Origin of the sequence: Amycolatopsis sp. BJA-103 (assembly GCF_002849735.1) — a bacterium.
GTDB lineage: Bacteria > Actinomycetota > Actinomycetes > Mycobacteriales > Pseudonocardiaceae > Amycolatopsis.
Window position 1 is genome coordinate 1,225,396 of record NZ_CP017780.1, and the last position, 16,663, is coordinate 1,242,058.

Annotated in this window: 13 protein-coding genes; 4 read left to right on the forward strand and 9 right to left on the reverse strand. The window is 70.1% G+C overall.

The features are described from left to right. Positions 1–5 precede the first annotated feature (5 nt). The 4 genes from BKN51_RS05730 to BKN51_RS05745 are packed head-to-tail and all read right to left on the reverse strand — an operon-like array spanning position 6 to position 5,484. Complete coding sequence (locus BKN51_RS05730; RefSeq protein ID WP_101606624.1) at positions 6–1,412, reverse strand: aminobutyraldehyde dehydrogenase; 1,407 nt, start codon at positions 1,410–1,412, stop codon at positions 6–8. Further along, positions 1,409–3,064 (reverse strand): thiamine pyrophosphate-binding protein, encoded by a 1,656-nt coding sequence (locus BKN51_RS05735; RefSeq protein WP_101606625.1) that lies wholly within the window; start codon positions 3,062–3,064, stop codon positions 1,409–1,411. The genes BKN51_RS05730 and BKN51_RS05735 overlap by 4 nt, the downstream gene beginning before the upstream one ends. Beyond that, positions 3,061–4,014: an agmatinase gene (gene speB, locus BKN51_RS05740; protein WP_168214273.1), complete on the reverse strand. Its 954-nt coding sequence runs from the start codon at positions 4,012–4,014 to the stop codon at positions 3,061–3,063. The genes BKN51_RS05735 and speB overlap by 4 nt, the downstream gene beginning before the upstream one ends. A gap of 18 nt (positions 4,015–4,032) precedes the next feature. After that, positions 4,033–5,484: a sodium:solute symporter gene (locus tag BKN51_RS05745; RefSeq protein WP_101606626.1), complete on the reverse strand. Its 1,452-nt coding sequence runs from the start codon at positions 5,482–5,484 to the stop codon at positions 4,033–4,035. A 111-nt stretch (positions 5,485–5,595) separates the two neighbouring features. Between BKN51_RS05745 and BKN51_RS05750 the strand changes: the two genes are divergently transcribed. The 4 genes from BKN51_RS05750 (at position 5,596) to BKN51_RS05770 (ending at position 9,948) form a co-directional block, all read left to right on the forward strand. Further along, positions 5,596–7,080, forward strand: a complete 1,485-nt coding sequence (locus tag BKN51_RS05750) for a PucR family transcriptional regulator (RefSeq protein WP_174720394.1) — start codon at positions 5,596–5,598, stop codon at positions 7,078–7,080. A 224-nt stretch (positions 7,081–7,304) separates the two neighbouring features. Then, complete coding sequence (locus BKN51_RS05760; RefSeq protein ID WP_007033550.1) at positions 7,305–7,982, forward strand: response regulator transcription factor; 678 nt, start codon at positions 7,305–7,307, stop codon at positions 7,980–7,982. Beyond that, positions 7,979–9,097 carry a sensor histidine kinase gene (locus tag BKN51_RS05765; RefSeq protein WP_101606628.1) on the forward strand — a complete coding sequence of 373 codons (1,119 nt, stop codon included), beginning with the start codon at positions 7,979–7,981 and terminating at the stop codon, positions 9,095–9,097. Before BKN51_RS05760 ends, BKN51_RS05765 begins: the two co-directional genes overlap by 4 nt. 26 nt (positions 9,098–9,123) lie before the next feature. Continuing rightward, positions 9,124–9,948, forward strand: coding sequence for an aldo/keto reductase (locus tag BKN51_RS05770; protein WP_101606629.1), 825 nt, complete (start codon positions 9,124–9,126; stop codon positions 9,946–9,948). 16 nt (positions 9,949–9,964) lie between these two features. Here BKN51_RS05770 and BKN51_RS05775 read toward each other — a convergent pair whose 3' ends face one another. The 5 genes from BKN51_RS05775 to BKN51_RS05795 form a co-directional block, all read right to left on the reverse strand. Continuing rightward, entirely contained in the window at positions 9,965–11,035 is a 1,071-nt protein-coding gene (locus BKN51_RS05775; protein WP_101606630.1) for an alpha/beta hydrolase, read from the reverse strand. 15 nt (positions 11,036–11,050) lie between these two features. Further along, positions 11,051–12,658 (reverse strand): twin-arginine translocation signal domain-containing protein, encoded by a 1,608-nt coding sequence (locus BKN51_RS05780; protein ID WP_101606631.1) that lies wholly within the window; start codon positions 12,656–12,658, stop codon positions 11,051–11,053. Positions 12,659–12,789: 131 nt separating this feature from the next. Beyond that, complete coding sequence (locus BKN51_RS05785; protein ID WP_101606632.1) at positions 12,790–12,975, reverse strand: hypothetical protein; 186 nt, start codon at positions 12,973–12,975, stop codon at positions 12,790–12,792. 160 nt (positions 12,976–13,135) lie between these two features. Then, entirely contained in the window at positions 13,136–15,247 is a 2,112-nt protein-coding gene (locus tag BKN51_RS05790; protein WP_101606633.1) for a 3-hydroxyacyl-CoA dehydrogenase NAD-binding domain-containing protein, read from the reverse strand. After that, a complete protein-coding gene (locus BKN51_RS05795; RefSeq protein WP_101606634.1) occupies positions 15,248–16,480 on the reverse strand; it encodes a thiolase family protein in 1,233 nt (410 codons plus the stop codon). Positions 16,481–16,663: the final 183 nt, after the last annotated feature.

The window sequence follows — 16,663 nt, forward strand, 5'->3', positions numbered from 1 at the left end:
CAGCTTCAGGCGAAGCGGGTCATGACGTGCTTGACGCGGGTGTACTCGGCGAAGGAGTAGGACGAGAGGTCCTTTCCGTGGCCCGAGTGCCCGAAGCCGCCATGGGGCATTTCCGAGACCAGCGGCCCGTGGGTGTTGACCCAGACGCAGCCGAAGTCGAGTTCGCCCGAGACGCGGGTCGCGCGTGACAGGTCGTGGGTCCAGATCGACGACGCCAGCCCGTACGGGACGCCGTTGGCCAGCCGCACCGCCTCGTCCTCGTCCACAAAGGACTGAACGGTGATGACCGGGCCGAAGACCTCCTCCTGCACGATCTCGTCGTCCTGCTTCAAGCCGGAGATCACGGTGGGGGAGAAGAAGAAACCTCGGTCACCGGCGGGCGAGCCACCGGTCTCCACGCGGGCGTGGGCGGGAAGCCGCTCGACGAGGCCGCGAACCCGGCCGAACTGCGCCTCGCTGTTGAGCGGGCCGAAGTCCCGGCCGGGTGCCTGCGCGGCGGCGGCCTTGGTCAGCTCCGCGACGAACTCGTCGTGGATCGCCGCGTCCACCAGCACCCGGCTGCCCGCGGTGCAGTCCTGCCCGGCGTTGTAGAACGCCGCGCCGACGATGCCCTCCGCCGCCTCGGCGAGGTTCACGTCGCCGAACACCAGCAGCGGCGCGTTTCCGCCGAGTTCCAGGTGCGTGCGCTTGAGGTCGGCCGCCGCGACGGTGGCGACGTCGATGCCGGCGCGGGTCGACCCGGTGATCGACACCAGTTCGGTGATCGGGTGCTTCACCAGCGCCCGGCCGGTGTCACGGTCGCCGCACAGCACGTTGAAGGCACCCTGGGGCAGGAACTCCGCCGCGACCTTCGCCAGCAGCACGGCCGTCGACGGCGTGGTCTCCGCGGGCTTCAGCACGACGGTGTTGCCCGCCGCCAGCGCCGGGGCGATCTTCCAGACCCCCATCATCAGCGGGTAGTTCCACGGCGCGATCTGCGCGCAGACGCCGACCGGTTCACGGCGGATCGCCGAGGAGTGCCCCGGCAGGTACTCGCCGGACGCGGTGCCTTCGAGCTGCCGTGCCGCACCGGCGAAGAACCGCAGCGCGCTGACGCACTCCGGGATCTCCTCCTCCAGCACGACGGCCCGGATCTTGCCGGTCTCGCGGATTTCGAGCTCGGCGAACTCCTCCGCGTGTGCCTCCACCGCGTCGGCGATCTTCAGCAGCGCGAGCTGACGCTGGGCGGGTGTGCTCTTGCGCCACACCTTGAAAGCTCGTTCGGCGGCGGCCAGCGCCGCGTCCACATCGGACTGCTCGGACAGCACGCTGGTCCCGAAGACCTCGCCGGTGGCGGGGTCCACCAGATCGAGGGTCCGCGAGCCCGCCGCCGGTACCTCGGCGCCGTCGACGAAATTCAGGACCTGAGTCATTTCTTCTCCAGGTGGGTCGGCTCGAACATCTTCAGCAGGGCGGGGAGGACGACCACCGACGGGCCGGGCGTGCCCAGCGCGTCGGCCAGGTCCTTCCCGATGGTGTCCAAAGAGGACACGGTGGCGGGGACGCCGAAAGACTTCGCCAGCGCGGCGAAATCGGGTCGCGCGAGTTCGGTGGCGGTGGACTGGCCGAAGGCGCCGGTCAGGTATTCGCGCAGGATGCCGTACCCGCCGTCGTCGACGACGAGCCACGTGACGTCCAGTTGGTGCTGGACCGCGGTGGCCAGCTCCGCCACGCCGTACATCGCGCCGCCGTCACCGGACACCGCGAGCACCGGACCGCCGGTGGCGGCCGCGCCGCCGAGCGCGCCGGGCAGGCCGTAGCCGAGCCCGCCCGCACCCTGCGCGGTGTGGATCGGCGCGCCCTCGGGGTTCCACGCAGACCAGGCCCAGTAGGCCGCGATCGTCATGTCCCAGAACGTCTGCGTGCCCTCGGGCACCGCCGCGCGGATGTCGTCGATCAGCTTGCGCTCGGTTTCGAGCGGCTGGCCGTCGAGCCGTTCGCGTACCTTGCCCAGCAACTCCGAGACCGCCTTTTCGGCGACACCGTCGCTCTGGTGGAACGGAATCTGCTCCAGAAGTCCTTGCAGGGTGAGGCGGACGTCGGCGTGGATGCCCAGCGCCGGATAGTTCGACTCCAGTTTCCCGAGATCGGCCTCGACCTGGATCATCCGGCCGCGCGGGGCGAACTCGCGGTAGTTGCTGGACAGCTCGCCGAGCCCGGAACCCAGCACCAGCAGCACATCCGCGTCCGACAGGAACTCCGTGCTGTGCCAGTCCTCCAGCCACGACTGCCCGGAAAGCTCGTGGTCCCAGCCGAAGACGCCCTTGCCGCCGAACGTCGACAGCACCGGCGCGCGCAAGGCCTCCGCGAGCGCCTTCAGCTCCGCGTGGGCGCCCGAGCGCAGGGCACCACCACCGGCGAGGATCACCGGCTTCTTCGCCGCGCCAAGGAGATTCGCGGCTTCGTTGAGCAGTTCCGGCAACGGCGCGAGCGGCGCCGGATTCGCCGTCACCGAAGTGATCCGCGGCAGGTCCGTCGGCGCCAGCAGGATGTCCTGCGGGATCTCGACCCACACCGGGCCATACGGCGCTGTCGCCGCCGACTCCCAGGCTTCGCGCAGTGCCGTCGGGATCTGGCTGACGGTCCGCACGACGTGGACCGACTTCACCACGTCGCGGAAGCTGGCCTGCTGGTCGGGCAGTTCGTGCAGGTAGCCGTGCCGCCCGCCGCCGAGCCCGGCGACCGGGATCTGACTGGAGATGCCGAGGACCGGTACGGACGCGGCCCGGGATTCCTGCAGTGAAGCCAAAGTCAGCAGCGCGCCGGGACCGGTCGACACGATCATCGGGGTCACCGGGACCGGGCCCTCGGGGTCCGCCGCGAGCCGGGCACGGGCGTGCCCGTCGGCCGCGAACGCCAGGTTGTTCTCCACCCGCGAGCTGATCACGCGGAGTTCGGAACTGCGCCGGAGAGCTTCGAACAGGCCGAGCGCGTGCTGGCCCGGCAGGCCGAACACGGTGTCCGCGCCGAGCGCGCGGAGGGTTTCGACGACTACGTCGCCGCCTATCCGTTCAGTGCTGGTCATTCGCCCTTCCCCAAACTGAGCAGGCTCACCAGGTCGTAGGCGACATGGGAAGCCGCGATGGCGGTGATCTCGGCATGATCGTAAGCCGGGGCCAGCTCGACGACATCCGCTCCGACGAGGTTGCAGTCGCGCAGTCCGCGCAGGATCTCCAGCAGTTCACGGCTGGTCATCCCGCCCGCCTCGGGGGTGCCGGTGCCCGGCGCGTGCGCGGGGTCGAGCACGTCGATGTCGACCGAGATGTAGAGCGGGCGGCCGCCGATGCGCTGGCGCAGCGCGTCGACGGTCTCGGCGACCCCGCGGCGCATGACGTCGCCGGAGGTGACGATGCCGAATCCGAGGCGGCGGTCCTCTTCCAGATCCCGCTTGCCGTACAGCGGGCCGCGCGTGCCGACGTGGGACAGCGCTTCGGTGTCGAGGAGGCCTTCCTCGGACGCCCGCCGGAACGGGGTGCCGTGGGTGTACGGCTCGCCGAAGTAGGTGTCCCAGGTGTCGAGGTGCGCGTCGAAGTGCAGCAGCGCCACCGGTCCGTGCTTCTTCGCCGCCGCACGCAGCAGCGGCAGCGCGATCGTGTGGTCGCCGCCGACGGTCACCAGCCGCGTCCCGCCCGCGGTCAGCGCCTCCGCCTCCTGCTGCAGGGTCTCGATCGCCTCCCCGATGTTGAACGGGTTGAGTGCGATGTCACCGGCGTCGACCACCTGCTTCTCGGCGAACGGGGAGACGTCGAGTTCCGGGTGGTACGGGCGAAGGAGCCTGCTGGCCTCACGGAGCGCGGAGGGGCCGAACCGCGCGCCGGGACGGTAGGACACCCCGGCGTCGAACGGCACCCCGACGACGGCGACGTCGGCGTGCTCGACCTGATCGATCCGCGGCAGCCTCGCGAAGGTCGCGAAACCGGCGAACCGGGGCACCCTCGACGAGTCGACGGGTCCGATCGGGCTCTGCTCAGCCACTGTTTCTCCTTTGGGTTTTCAGGATTTCGAAGCGGCGAGTTTCGCCTCTTCTTCTTCGGCGACCGCGCTGCCGTTCAGGCGGCGGGTCCACACGGTGAGGATCTCGTCCGAGGTCCGCGGGGTGAAGAAGCTGACCAGCAGGTACACCGCCAGGCTGGAGCCGAGCCCCCAGTAGATCGGGCTGTTGGCCTCGACGCCGTCGACGAACATGAACGTGATGACCACGACGGTGCCGACGACCATCGACGCGAGCGCGCCCTGGCGCGTGCCGCGCTTCCACGCCAGCCCGCCGATGATCGCGACCAGCAGGCCGCCGACGAGGATGTCGTAGGCGATGGTCAGCGCGTTGACGACGTCGTCCACGACCATCGCGATGCCGATCGCGACGATACCGAGGATCAGCGTGGTGACCCGGTTCCTGCGGACTTCGTCGACGGCCTTCTTGAGACCCAGCTTGGAAAGCAGATCCGAGGTGCTGACCGTCGAGCAGGCGATGAGCGCGCCGCTCGCGGTCGACATCATCGCCGACAGCGCCGCCGCGAGCACCAGACCGCGGATCCCGGCGGGCAGCTGCTCCTCGACGATGGTCGCGAACGCGTCCTGCGCGCTGGCCAGCGTCGGGTAGAGCGTCTTGGCCGCGGTGCCGATCAGGGCGCCGGCGAGGCCGTAGACCAGGCAGTAGACGCCGGAGATGACGCCGCCGCCGGTGGCGATGCCCGGGGTCCTCGCGGTGAACACGCGCTGCCAGATGTCCTGGCCGATCAGCAGCCCGAAGCTGTAGATGAGGAAGTAGGTGAAGATCGTGTCGCCGCCGATGGCGGTCAGCTCGAAGTAGCTCTCGTCCAGCCGCGCGGCCATCCCGTCGAAACCGCCCGCCGAGACGATCGAGACCGGCAGCAGGATGAACAGGATGCCGATGGTCTTGATGACGAACTGGACGATGTCGGTCAGCGTGATCGACCACATGCCGCCGAGCACCGAGTAGAGCACCACGATCGACCCGCCGATGGCGATGCCGACCCAGCTCGGGACGTTGAAGAGGACCTTGAAGATGGTGGCGAACGCCAGCGTCGAGGTGACGGTCAGCATCAGCGTGTAGCCCCACATGACGACGCCGGAAATGGCGCTGGTGGAGCCGCCGTAGCGCAGGTCGAGCATCTCGCCGACGGTGTAGACGCGCAGTTTCACCAGCCGTCGCGCGAACAGCGTGTGCAGGACCAGGATGCCGACGCCGATCGCGATGACGAGCCAGGCGCCGGAGATGCCGTAGGTGTAGCCGAGCTTCACCCCGCCGACCGTCGAAGCGCCGCCGAGGACGACCGCGGACATCGTGCCCGAGTACATGAACCAGCCGAGGCGACGGCCCGCGACCAGATAGTCGGATTTGGTCTTGGCGAGCCGCAGCCCGAACCAGCCGACCCCGATCATGCCCGCTATGTAGAGCGCGATCACCGCGTAATCACCGGCCACGGTGTCCTCCTTGACTTGGGGCTGTTCGCTTCGTTCGGGTCACCGTAGGTTCGTTCGCACCTTGAACGACATGGGATGATCCGTCCAAGGTTGCCGTGAAGCGAGGATGGAATGACCCAAACCCACGATCCGCTCGACTCGGATGTGAATGTCCCGTTACGGGCCGTGGTCGGCAACCCGGAACTGGCACTCGACCCGGTCGTGGAGACGGTGCGGCCGGGCGCGCTCGACGCCCCGGTGCGCTGGGCGCACGTCAGCGAGCTGCGGGACCCCGCGCCGTACCTGCTCGGGGCGGAACTGCTGCTCACCGCCGGGGTGAACCTGCCGTCGGAGCCGCCGGAGGTCGACCGCTACGTCCGGCGGCTGGCCGACAGCGGGATCTCCGCGCTGGGGTTCGGGCTGACCCCCGGCGCCTACGAGACGTTGCCGCCGTCGCTGCGGGCGGCCTGCGTCCGGTACGGCCTGCCCCTGCTGGTCGTCCAGCCGCGGACGCCGTTCCTGGCGATCAGCCGGGCGGTGTCGGTCGCGCTAGCCGAGGCCGGGCAGCGCGAACAACGGCGGATCGCGGTCGCGCGCGAGGCATTGACCAGGGCGGCCGGTGACGGGCTCGGCGAACTGGCGGGCGCGCTGGCCGGACGGTTGCGGGCGTGGGTGGCGCTGGTCGGCGTCGGCGACGTCCTCGCCGCCGACCACGGCGCGCCGTCGCCACTGCCCGACGAGGTCCGGGAACTGGTCGCCACGCTGCGGGCGGGCCGGGGGATCCGCAGCGCGACGACGGAACTGGCCGACGGCACGCACGTCGTCGCGCAACCGGTGTACCCGCAGGCGACGGCGTCGCATCTGGTCGTGGTCGGCCGGATCGCGCGGTTCGACGGCGCGGACCGCGCGATCCTGTCGGTCGGGGCGGCGCTGCTCGGGCTGGCGGGCCGCGCGGGTTCGGACGCGGCCGGGCTGGGCGCCACCGCCACCGCGTTGCTGCTGGGGGAGACCGGCGTGGCGGGCGGGGACGAACGCCGCCTGGTCGCCGGGATCGCCTACCGCCGTGGCCCCGCCGAGGCCGCCGCGCGCTACGACTGGCTGCGCGCCCGGCTCGACACTCCGCTCGTGCGACTGTCGCCGGGGCCGCGGTTCGACGCGATCGTCGGCGAGGCACCGGAGATCGGCGACCTCGACAGGCTTCGCGCCGACGGCTGGCTCGCGGTGGTGAGCTCACCCGTCCCGCCCGATCGGCTCCCCGACGCGGCCACCGAGGTGGAGTTGCTGCTGACCCGCGCCCGCGCGCTGGGACGGCCGGTGGTGGCGGAGGTGGCGGGGGCCGGGCTGGACGCGCTGATCGCGCCGGACGCGGCGGCCGGGTTCGCCGCCCAAGCGCTGGCGCCGCTGCGCGAACTCGACCGGAAAGGCGACCGCGAACTCGTCGAGACGCTGCGGACCTGGCTCGCGCACCACGGCGGCTGGGACCGGACGGCCGCCGAACTCGGCGTGCACCGCAACAGCGTCCGGCACCGGATCGGGCAGATCGAACGGGCGCTGGAAGTGGACCTGGCGGATCCGGAGATCCGGATGCGGCTGTGGTTCGCCTTGCGCTGGTCGTGAGTGGCGTTTCGGGTTCGCAGGTCCGTGAAGGCCTCCTTCCCTACCCTGAGAGTAGGGAAGGGGGCCTTCACGTACTTCAGGGTGACCAGGGCACGGGTGCCGAGTGGGCCGGGGTGGTCGTGAGTGGCGTTTCGGGTTAGAACCCGAAACGCCACTCACGACCACCTGTACCGACGCGATACTCCAATAAGGTCACTCTCAGGAATGTGTGGCAACGTAGGGTCGTGCGGATTCTGGTAGTCGAAGACGAAGAACCCCTCGCCGACGCGATCGCACGCGGCCTGCGGCGCGAGGGCATGGCGGTGGACATCGCGCTCACCGGTGACGACGGGCACGAGAAGGCCGCCGTCACCCGGTACGACGTCGTGTTGCTCGACCGCGACCTGCCCGGGATGTCCGGTGACGACCTGTGCCGCGAGATCGTCGCGTCCGGGGAGCTGACCCGCGTGCTGATGCTCACCGCGAGCAGTTCCGTTTCGGATCGCGTGGACGGCCTTTCCCTCGGCGCCGACGACTACCTCGCCAAGCCGTTCGCCTTCCCCGAACTCGTCGCGCGGGTGCGGGCACTGGGCCGCCGCGCGACCCCGGCCGCGCCGCCGCTGCTGACTTCGGGCGACGTCGAACTGGATCCCGCGAGGCGGACCGTCCGCCGCGCGAGCGGTCCGGTCGAGCTGACCCGCAAGGAGTTCGGCGTGCTGGAGGTGCTCCTGTCGGCCGCCGGTTCGGTGGTCAGCAGTGAGGAACTGCTCGAACGCGTGTGGGACGAGAACGCCGACCCGTTCACCACCACCGTCCGGGTCACCGTGATGACGTTGCGGAAGAAGCTGGGCGAGCCGGGGATCATCGAGACCGTCGTCGGCTCCGGCTACCGGGTGCCGGAGCAGGGGACCGCACGAGGGTGAACGCCCGCAGCCTGCGCGCGCGGGTCACGCTGCTCGCGACCGGGCTGGTGGCACTGGTCAGCCTCCTGTTGCTCTGGCTGACCTGGAATCTGGTCGGCGACGCGGTTTCCGCCGTTCCGCAGCTGCCGCCGGGCACCACGGTGCGGGTCGACGGCGTGGACGTCGACGCTTCCGCCGTCACCGAGCATTTGCGGGTGTACGCCCGGAACCGGGTGCTGCTGTTCGGCGCGGTCGCGTTCTGTTTCGTCGTGCTGGCGGCGGGGATCCTCGCGTGGACGTTCACCGCGCGGGTCCTGCAGCCGCTGCGGGAGATCACCGGTACGGCGCGACGGCTGTCGATCGAATCGATGGGGGAGCGGATCGGTGAGGTCCGCACCAAGGACGAACTCGCCGAACTGGCCGAGACCTTCGACGACATGCTCGACAGGCTGCAGGCCGCGTTCGACGCGCAGCGGCATTTCGTCGCGAACGCCAGTCACGAGCTGCGGACGCCGCTCGCGGTCATCCGCACCGAACTCGACGTCACCCTGGCCGACGAGCAAGCCGACGAGGCCGAACTGCGGCGGATGGCGGGCGTGGTCCGCGACGCGACCGAACGGGCCGAGCGGCTCGTCGGTTCGCTGCTGCTGCTCGCGCGCACGGACGGCGCCGGACTGGTGGCCAGGGAACCGGTCGATCTCGCGGTGATCGTCGGGAGCGCCTGGCGCGCGGTGCGGGCGGAAGCGGAGAAACGCGGTATCCGCACCGAATTCGCGACGCCGGGCGCGCCGACGTTCGGCGATCCGGCACTGCTGGAACGGATCGCGGGCAACCTGCTGGAGAACGCCGTACGGCACAACGTCGAGGGCGGCTGGCTGGACGTCGTCACGCAGGCCGGTCCACAGTGGTCGGTGCTGCGGGTGCGGTCGTCCGGTGGTCTGCTCGACCCGGCCACGGTCCCCGAACTGTTCGAACCGTTCCGCCGCGCCGGCATCGCCAGGACCGCCCGCACCGGTGCCGGGCTGGGACTCTCGATCGTGCGGGCCGCCGTCCAGGCCCACGGGGGCATGGTGGCCGCGGAACCCGTTGTGGGCGGCGGTCTTTCGGTGACCGTCCACCTGCCCGCCCTGCCCTGACCGGTCGCGGGGGTTACGGTTCGAGGATGGTCCCCAGCATCAGGCTGAACAACGGAACGTCCCTTCCCCAGCTCGGGTTCGGGGTGTACAAGATCGGCGACGACGAGGTCGAGGGCGCGGTCCGCACCGCCATCGAGGCGGGTTACCGCGCCATCGACACGGCGACCCTGTACGCCAACGAACGCGGTGTCGGCGAGGCCGTCCGCACCAGCGGGCTGCCGCGCGAGGAACTGTTCGTCACCACGAAACTGTGGAACACCGAACACGGCCATGACGCCGCTCTGCGCGCTTTCGACACCAGTTTGAGCGAACTCGGACTCGAGTATGTCGACCTGTACCTGATCCACTGGCCGCTGCCGTCACAGGACAAGTACGTGGAAACGTGGCGGGCGCTGGAAAAGATCGCCTCCGACGGCCAGGCGAAGGCGATCGGCGTCTCGAACTTCCAGATCCCGCATCTGGAACGGCTGATCGAGGAGACCGGGACCGTCCCCGCGGTGAACCAGATCGAGTGCCACCCGTGGCTGCAGCAGCCGTTGCTCCGGAACTTCCACGAGAAGCACGAGATCGTCACCGAGGCGTGGGGTCCGCTGGCGCGCGGCGGCGACCTGCTCGCCGACGAGAAGATCACCACGATCGCGGAGAAACACGGCAAGACGCCAGCGCAGGTCGTCCTGCGCTGGCACATCGAGATGAACCATCTGGTGATCCCGAAATCCGTCACGCCGGAACGGGTCAAGGCGAACATGGACGTCTTCGACTTCGCGCTCGACGCGCACGACGGCGCCGCGATCGCGACGCTGGAGCAGGGCAAGCGGCTGGGACCGGACCCGGACAAGCTGGGCGCGTAGCCCCGCAAGCAGGCCTCTAGTTGCGATCTGCCAGCGCCAGGCCCGCCCGAAGCACGCCTGCCGCGTGCAGTAGTGCCTGCCGTGCCGATGGGTCGACTCCCACCCTGCTGGCGAACCCGTGCAACTGCCCGGGATGCCGCCGGTGGATCACCGGGACCCCGGCCTCGGCCAGTTTCCGCGCGTAGGCCTCGCCTTCGTCGCGCAGCGGGTCGAAGCCCGACGTCGCGATGTAGGTCGGCGGCAGGCCCGCGACGTCGTCGTACAGCACCGAAGCGCGCGGGTCGCGGTAGAGCGTCGCGTCCGAGAGATAACGGTCGCGGTACCAAGCGCGTTCCTCGGTGTCCAGCCGGAAACCGAGTCCGAACAGCTCATGCGACGGATGGGTGCCGAACGCGTCGGTCACCGGGTTGAGCAGGAGGCTGAACGCGGGCCGCGCGATTTCGCCGCGGGCGCCCGCGTGCGCGACGACGGCGGCGAGGTTGCCGCCGGAACTGTCCCCGCCGACCGCGATCCGCGCCGGGTCGAGGCCGTAGTGGACGGCGTTCGCGTGCACGTGGGAGAAGGCGGCGAGGCCGTCCTCGACGGCGGCGGGGAACGGGTGTTCCGGAGCCAGCCGGTAGTCCACCGAGACCACGCGTATCCCGGCTTCCTCGGCGAGATAGCGGCAGGCGCCTTCGTGCGTTTCGATCCCGCCGAGCACGAATCCGCCGCCGTGGAAGAACATCAGCGCCGGACTCGGCGAAGCGGCCCCCTCCTGCTCATAGATCCGCATCCGCACCGGCCCGGCGGGGCCGGTGAACGAGTGGTCCGCGCTGCGGATGTCCCCGCCGATCCCCGCGCCCGCCAATTCCCCCGCCTGGTTCAGCTCCGCGCGTGCCTTTGCGACGCTCCCGTTGCGGTGCGGGTAGTCGAACGGCGCCAATCTGGACATTTTGATCAGCACCTGCGAACTGGTCGCCAGCCGTTGCCCGTCCAGGCGGACGGGACGGCCGGCGACCAGCCGCAGCAGAGGTTCCGGAAGACCGAGCAGGAACCGGAGGGCGGCCATGAGTGAACGCACGAGCAGTCGCCTGCTCAGGGAAAGCATGGCGGAACCCTACGCCTACCGGACGTCGACGAAGATCGGATTCCCGTAGAGCCACAGGTCTTCGAACGGATTCGACTGCCCGATCACGTCCGCGCTCGGCTCGATCCCGCCGGGCACGTGCTTCCTGCCGTCCGTCCCGCGCGTCCGCACGAAGAACGGCTCGCGCACGTTGCGGAAGGTGTGCCGGAACGCGACCCGCCGCCCCGGCGCCCACCACGGTTCGAACGACCGCACCACCTTCGTGCCCGGCGCCGTCTGGGCGTCACGGTCGGTGGCAGGCCCGGTGACCGGCCCCGAGACGAGGTCCAGCCGCGCGAGCCGGGGGATCGTGCCGCCGCCGTTCGGCCGGGCCGCCAGCGTCGCCGAGACGACGACCGTGACGTCGTCCCCGCGCCGGACCCGCAGCCTGCCGCCCATCGTGGCCGAGTTCCACCCGCTGTACGCGCCGAATTCCAGCTCCTGCGCGAGCCCGCCGTGAACCACCCAGACGCGTCCCGCGCGCAGGCCTTCCAGTACGCCTTCGTGGCTCCGGCTCGTCACACCGACCACGGTCCGGCTGAATTCGGCGGGGGCGAAGTCCGCGTACGGGGGCAGAGTCTGCGGGACGCCGGTGTCGATCGGGTCCGGGTAGCCGCCGTGCTCGTCGTAATAGCCGTCGGGAACGCCGGGCCGGACAAGGGTGTCGCCCCGGTTGTAGTGCGAGTCGGAGTTGCTGGTGATCCACCACGGCCTTCCCTCGGCCAGCAGTGAATCCCACAGCCCGCCGACGGTCGCGGTGCTCCAGTCGAACCCGCCGTAGGTCCGGTAGGCCGACTCCGGGAAACCCGGCCACGAGTTCGAACCGGGGGAGTTGCCGTACCCGCCGCGCGCGCCACCGCCGCTCCCGAGCGGTTTCGGGAAGCCGTCGGCCTGCGCCCCCGGCGCGCCTTCCATGCCGATGACGATGCCGGGCGCGGCGTCGCGCAGCGCGCGGATCTCGTGCGGGGCGACCCGGCCGTTGCGCAGCGGATGGTTGATCACCACCACCGGTGCGTGGATCCGGCGTGCCCGCTCTTCGGTGGCGAGCCAGCGGATCGCCTTGACCGCCAGTGCCTCGTTGTCCGGGGTGCCCGGTTCGGTCCCGGTCAGCCGCCAGTCGAAAGCGCGCTCGAACTCTCGCAGCTTCGCGGCCTGGTTCGCGCCGGCCTGGAAGAACAGTGTCGCGTGCTCCGCGCCCGGCACGTTCCACTCCATGCCCTGCCACAGCAGGAGATCGCGGTGCTCGCGCTGTGCCGCCTTGATCGCGGCGTTCGTGCGCTCCACCGACGACTTCTCGTGCGAGGCGTGACCGTGATCGGTGATCACCGCCCAGTCGGCCCCGTGCCGCCGGGCGCCGCCGGCGATTCCGTCCACTGTGTACATCGCGTCGTACGAGTACTGCGTGTGGATGTGGTGATCGCCCACCAGCCACCGGTAACGGTTCCGGCCGAAGAGCCTGCCGAGGTCGAGCTCGAGGCCGAGGTCCAGGTCGAGGGCTTCCGCCGGGGTGGTGGCGGCGAGCGGCGCGCCCGCGGCCGCGGCGGACACGAGGCCCGCGCGCTTGAGGAATCCGCGGCGGTCGACGCCCGGTTTTTCGCTGTTCACCGGCGGGACGCTAGAGAGCCTCGCTGAACGGGCGGTGTCCGGACGGCCAACGCACGGCGCCGTGTGATGATCGTCGCTGTGGTGCGAAAGCCCGGCTCCCCGGAGGATGGCAGGGGAGCCGGGCCTCCCGGCTAGAAGTCCCGGTTCGCCGGAGTGACCCCGAAGTCGCGGTTGTCCACTCCGGTGATCCGGACGCTTCCGGTCTCGTCGCCGGTGATCCGGACGCTGTCGTCAGCGCCCGCCACACCCGCTCCGAGCATCAAGCCCAGAACCGCCGCGCCGGCCCCCAGGCCCACGCGCACGACGATCTTCTTCATCGGCTTTCCTCCCAGTTTTCAGTTCTTTCCCCAGTGCCTGGAGAACCAGGCGTAGGCCGAGTGTTCCGGAAAACGCAGAACGTCGCCACAAAACTCACGAAAAACGCAAAAAGCCACCGTCGGCGACCGAAAGATCGCCGACGGTGGCTTTCGTCGAACTTCAGGAGAGCGGCACGCTCGCCACGCCCGGGGCCAGGAACGGCTTGCCGTTGACCTTCTCGGACACCCCGGCCCGGTCCAGGTACGGCGTGATGCCGCCGAGCCAGAACGGCCAGCCGGCGCCGAGGATCAGGCACAGGTCGATGTCCTGCGCCTCGGCGACCACGCCCTCGTCGAGCATGATCCGGATCTCCTCGGCGATCGCGGCCAGCGCGCGATCACGCACCTGCTCGGACGTCGACGGCGAGTCGCCCCGCTGCCAGAGCTCGTCCACCTCGGGATCGACGGTGGCGTTGCCCTTGTCGTCCCACTGCCAGACGCCCTTCTTGCCCGCCTTGACGAAGCGGTCGAGGTTCTCGCTGACGGTGAACCGGTCCGGGAACGCCTCGTGCAGGGTTTCCCCGACGTGCAGGGCGATCGCCGGGCCGACCAGCTGCATGAGCGTCAGCGGCGTCATCGGCAGGCCCAGCGGTTCGAGCGCGGAGTCGGCGACCTGGAACGGCGTGCCCTCGTCCACGGTCACCAGCACCTCGCCGAGGAACCGCAGCAGCAGCCGGTTGACCACGAACGCGGACGCGTCCTTGACCAGCACGCTCGACTTCTTGAGCTGCTTGCCGAGCGCGAACGCGGTGGCCAGCGCGGCGTCGTCGGTCTTCTCCGCGCGGACGATCTCCAGCAGCGGCATCACCGCGACCGGGTTGAAGAAGTGGAACCCGACCACGCGTTCCGGGTGCTCGAGCCGCGAGGCCATCGCGGTGATCGACAGCGACGAGGTGTTCGTCGCCAGGATCGCCTCGGGGGAGACGTACTGCTCCAGGTCGGCGAACACCTGCTGCTTGACGCCCAGCTCCTCGAACACCGCCTCGATCACGAAGTCGGCGTCGGCGAACGCGGACTTGTCGAGCGAGCCGGAGACGAGCGCCTTCAGCCGGTTCGCGCCGTCCGGCGAAACCCGCTTCTTGGCCAGCAGCTTGTCGATCTCACCGTGCACATAGGACACACCCTTGTCGACCCGGTCCTGGTCGACGTCGGTGAGTACCACGGGCACCTTGAGACGGCGGACGAACAGCAGCGCCATCTGGCTGGCCATCAGGCCCGCGCCGACGATGCCGACCTTGTTCACCTTGCGCGCCAGCGACTTGTCCGGCGCACCGGCCGGTCGCTTCGCGCGCTTGTTGACCAGGTTGAACGAGTACAGCCCGGCGCGCAGCGTGTCGTCCATGAGCAGTTCGGCGAGCCCGTCGGTCTCGGCCGCGTAGCCGCGGTCGAGGTCGTTCTCGCGGGCCAGCTCCAGCAGCTCGACGGCCTTGGTCGCGCCGGGGGAAGCGCCCTTCGTGCGTCCGTCCACAATGGCCTTGGCGCGGGCGATCGCGGCGTCCCAGCCCGCGCCGCGGTCGATCTCGCGGCGGGCGGGGGTGATCTCGCCGTTGACGACCTTCGCCAGCCACAGCAGCGACTGCTCCAGGTAGTCGGCCGAGCCGAAGACCTCGTCGACGATGCCGAGTTCCGCCGCCTGCGCGACCTTCAGCATCTTGTTCTGTGCCAGCGCGTTCTCGATGATCACGGTGACCGCGGCGTCCGGCCCGATCAGGTTCGGCAGCAGCTGCGTGCCGCCCCAGCCCGGGAACAGGCCGAGGAAGACCTCGGGGAACGCGATCGCGGGGGTGTTCTCGGAAAGCGTGCGGTAGTGGCAGGAGAGCGCGAGTTCGAGCCCGCCGCCCATCACCGCGCCGTTGATGAACCCGAAGGTCGGGATCTCGGTTTCGGTGAGACGGCGGAAGACGTCGTGCCCGGTCTGCGCGATCTCCCGCGCCAGCGCCGGATCCGCGACCGCTTCGACACCGGAAAGGTCGGCGCCGACGGCGAAGATGAACGGTTTGCCGATGACCGCGATCGCGGCGGGTTCGGCGGCGAAGGCGGTGTCGATCGCGGCGTTCAGGCTCACCAGGCCCTGCGGGCCGAAGGTGTTCGGCCGGGTGTGGTCGTGCCCGTTGTCCAGCGTGATCAGCGCGACCGGCTTGGACAGGCCGGGCACCTTCACCAACCGCGTGACGGCGTTGGTGACGACCTCGTCGGGGAAAGTGGCTTTCGCTTGCTCAGCGGTGAAAGTCATTTACTTCGCCCCCTCGAACGCCGGGTTCTCCCAGATCACGGTGCCGCCCATGCCGATGCCGATGCACATGGTGGTCAGGCCGTAGCGCACGTCGGGGCGCTCGGCGAACTGACGCGAAAGCTGCGTCATCAGCCGGACACCGGAGGACGCGAGCGGGTGACCGCAGGCGATCGCGCCGCCCCACTGGTTGACGCGCGGATCGTCGTCGGCGATGCCGAAGTGGTCGAGGAAGGCGAGGACCTGGACGGCGAACGCCTCGTTGATCTCGAACAGGCCGATGTCGTCGATCGACAGGCCGGTGCGCGCGAACAGCTTCTCGGTGGCGGGCACCGGGCCGATGCCCATGACCTCCGGCTCGACGCCGGCGAAGGAGTAGCCGACGAGCCGCATGCCGATCGGCAGGCCGAGTTCGCGGGCGGTGTCCTCGTCGGCGAGGAGGGCGGCGGTGGCGCCGTCGTTGAGACCGGCCGCGTTGCCCGCGGTGATCCGGCCGTGCGGGCGGAACGGCGTCTTCAGCCCGGCGAGTGTCTCGAGCGTGGTGCCGGGGCGCGGCGGCTCGTCTTCGGTCGCGAGGCCCCAGCCCAGTTCCTTCGAACGGGTGGCGACCGGGACCAGCTCGGGGCCGATCTTGCCGGTCTTCACCGCTTCGGCGTACTTCTCCTGGCTGCGCGCGGCGAAGGCGTCGGTGCGCTGCTTGGTGATCGCCGGGAACCGGTCGTGCAGGTTCTCCGCGGTCTGGCCCATCACCAGCGCCGTCGGGTCGACGAGCTTGTCGGCGATGATGCGCGGGTTCGGGTCGACGCCCTCGCCCATCGGGTGGCGGCCCATGTGCTCGACGCCGCCGGCGATCGCGATGTCGTAGGCGCCGAAGCCGATCCCGCTCGCGGTGGTGGTGACCGCGGTCATCGCGCCCGCGCACATGCGGTCCAGCGCGAAACCGGGCACCGACTTCGGCAGGCCCGCCAGCAGCGCGGCGGTGCGGCCGATCGTCAGGCCCTGGTCCCCGATCTGAGTGGTGGCGGCGATCGCCACCTCGTCGACGCGCTCGGGCGGCAGTTCGGGATGCCGCCGCAACAGTTCGCGGATGGCGTTGACGACGAGGTCGTCGGCACGGGTGCCGGCGTACATGCCCTTGTCACCGGCCTTGCCGAAGGGCGTTCGCACCCCTTCGACGAAGGCGACATTGCGTACCGACCGCGCGTTCGGCGCGAGCGGTGTTGCTCCTGCGGCCACGAATGCTCCTGAAGTAGAGGTAGTCCTGACCGCACCCTAGCCCCGGTTACCCGTCGGTAACCAGGATGGTGGCCCGGTCGAGTGGGGGAAGGCACACTCCCGGGTCACCCGCCTCGGCCGCTTGGCCGATCCGGGAGCGGTCGGGAAATTGCTATGTTCGAAGTGATCAGGGGGAGGGATCAC

What these genes read in the sequence shown, in the direction of transcription:
- BKN51_RS05730 (WP_101606624.1), bottom strand. Translation starts at nt 1,412, where the DNA reads ATGACTCAGGTCCTGAATTTCGTCGACGGCGCCGAGGTACCGGCGGCG.
- BKN51_RS05735 (WP_101606625.1), bottom strand. Translation starts at nt 3,064, where the DNA reads ATGACCAGCACTGAACGGATAGGCGGCGACGTAGTCGTCGAAACCCTC.
- BKN51_RS05750 (WP_174720394.1), top strand. Translation starts at nt 5,596, where the DNA reads ATGACCCAAACCCACGATCCGCTCGACTCGGATGTGAATGTCCCGTTA.
- BKN51_RS05770 (WP_101606629.1), top strand. Translation starts at nt 9,124, where the DNA reads ATGGTCCCCAGCATCAGGCTGAACAACGGAACGTCCCTTCCCCAGCTC.
- BKN51_RS05775 (WP_101606630.1), bottom strand. Translation starts at nt 11,035, where the DNA reads ATGCTTTCCCTGAGCAGGCGACTGCTCGTGCGTTCACTCATGGCCGCC.
- BKN51_RS05785 (WP_101606632.1), bottom strand. Translation starts at nt 12,975, where the DNA reads ATGAAGAAGATCGTCGTGCGCGTGGGCCTGGGGGCCGGCGCGGCGGTT.
- BKN51_RS05790 (WP_101606633.1), bottom strand. Translation starts at nt 15,247, where the DNA reads ATGACTTTCACCGCTGAGCAAGCGAAAGCCACTTTCCCCGACGAGGTC.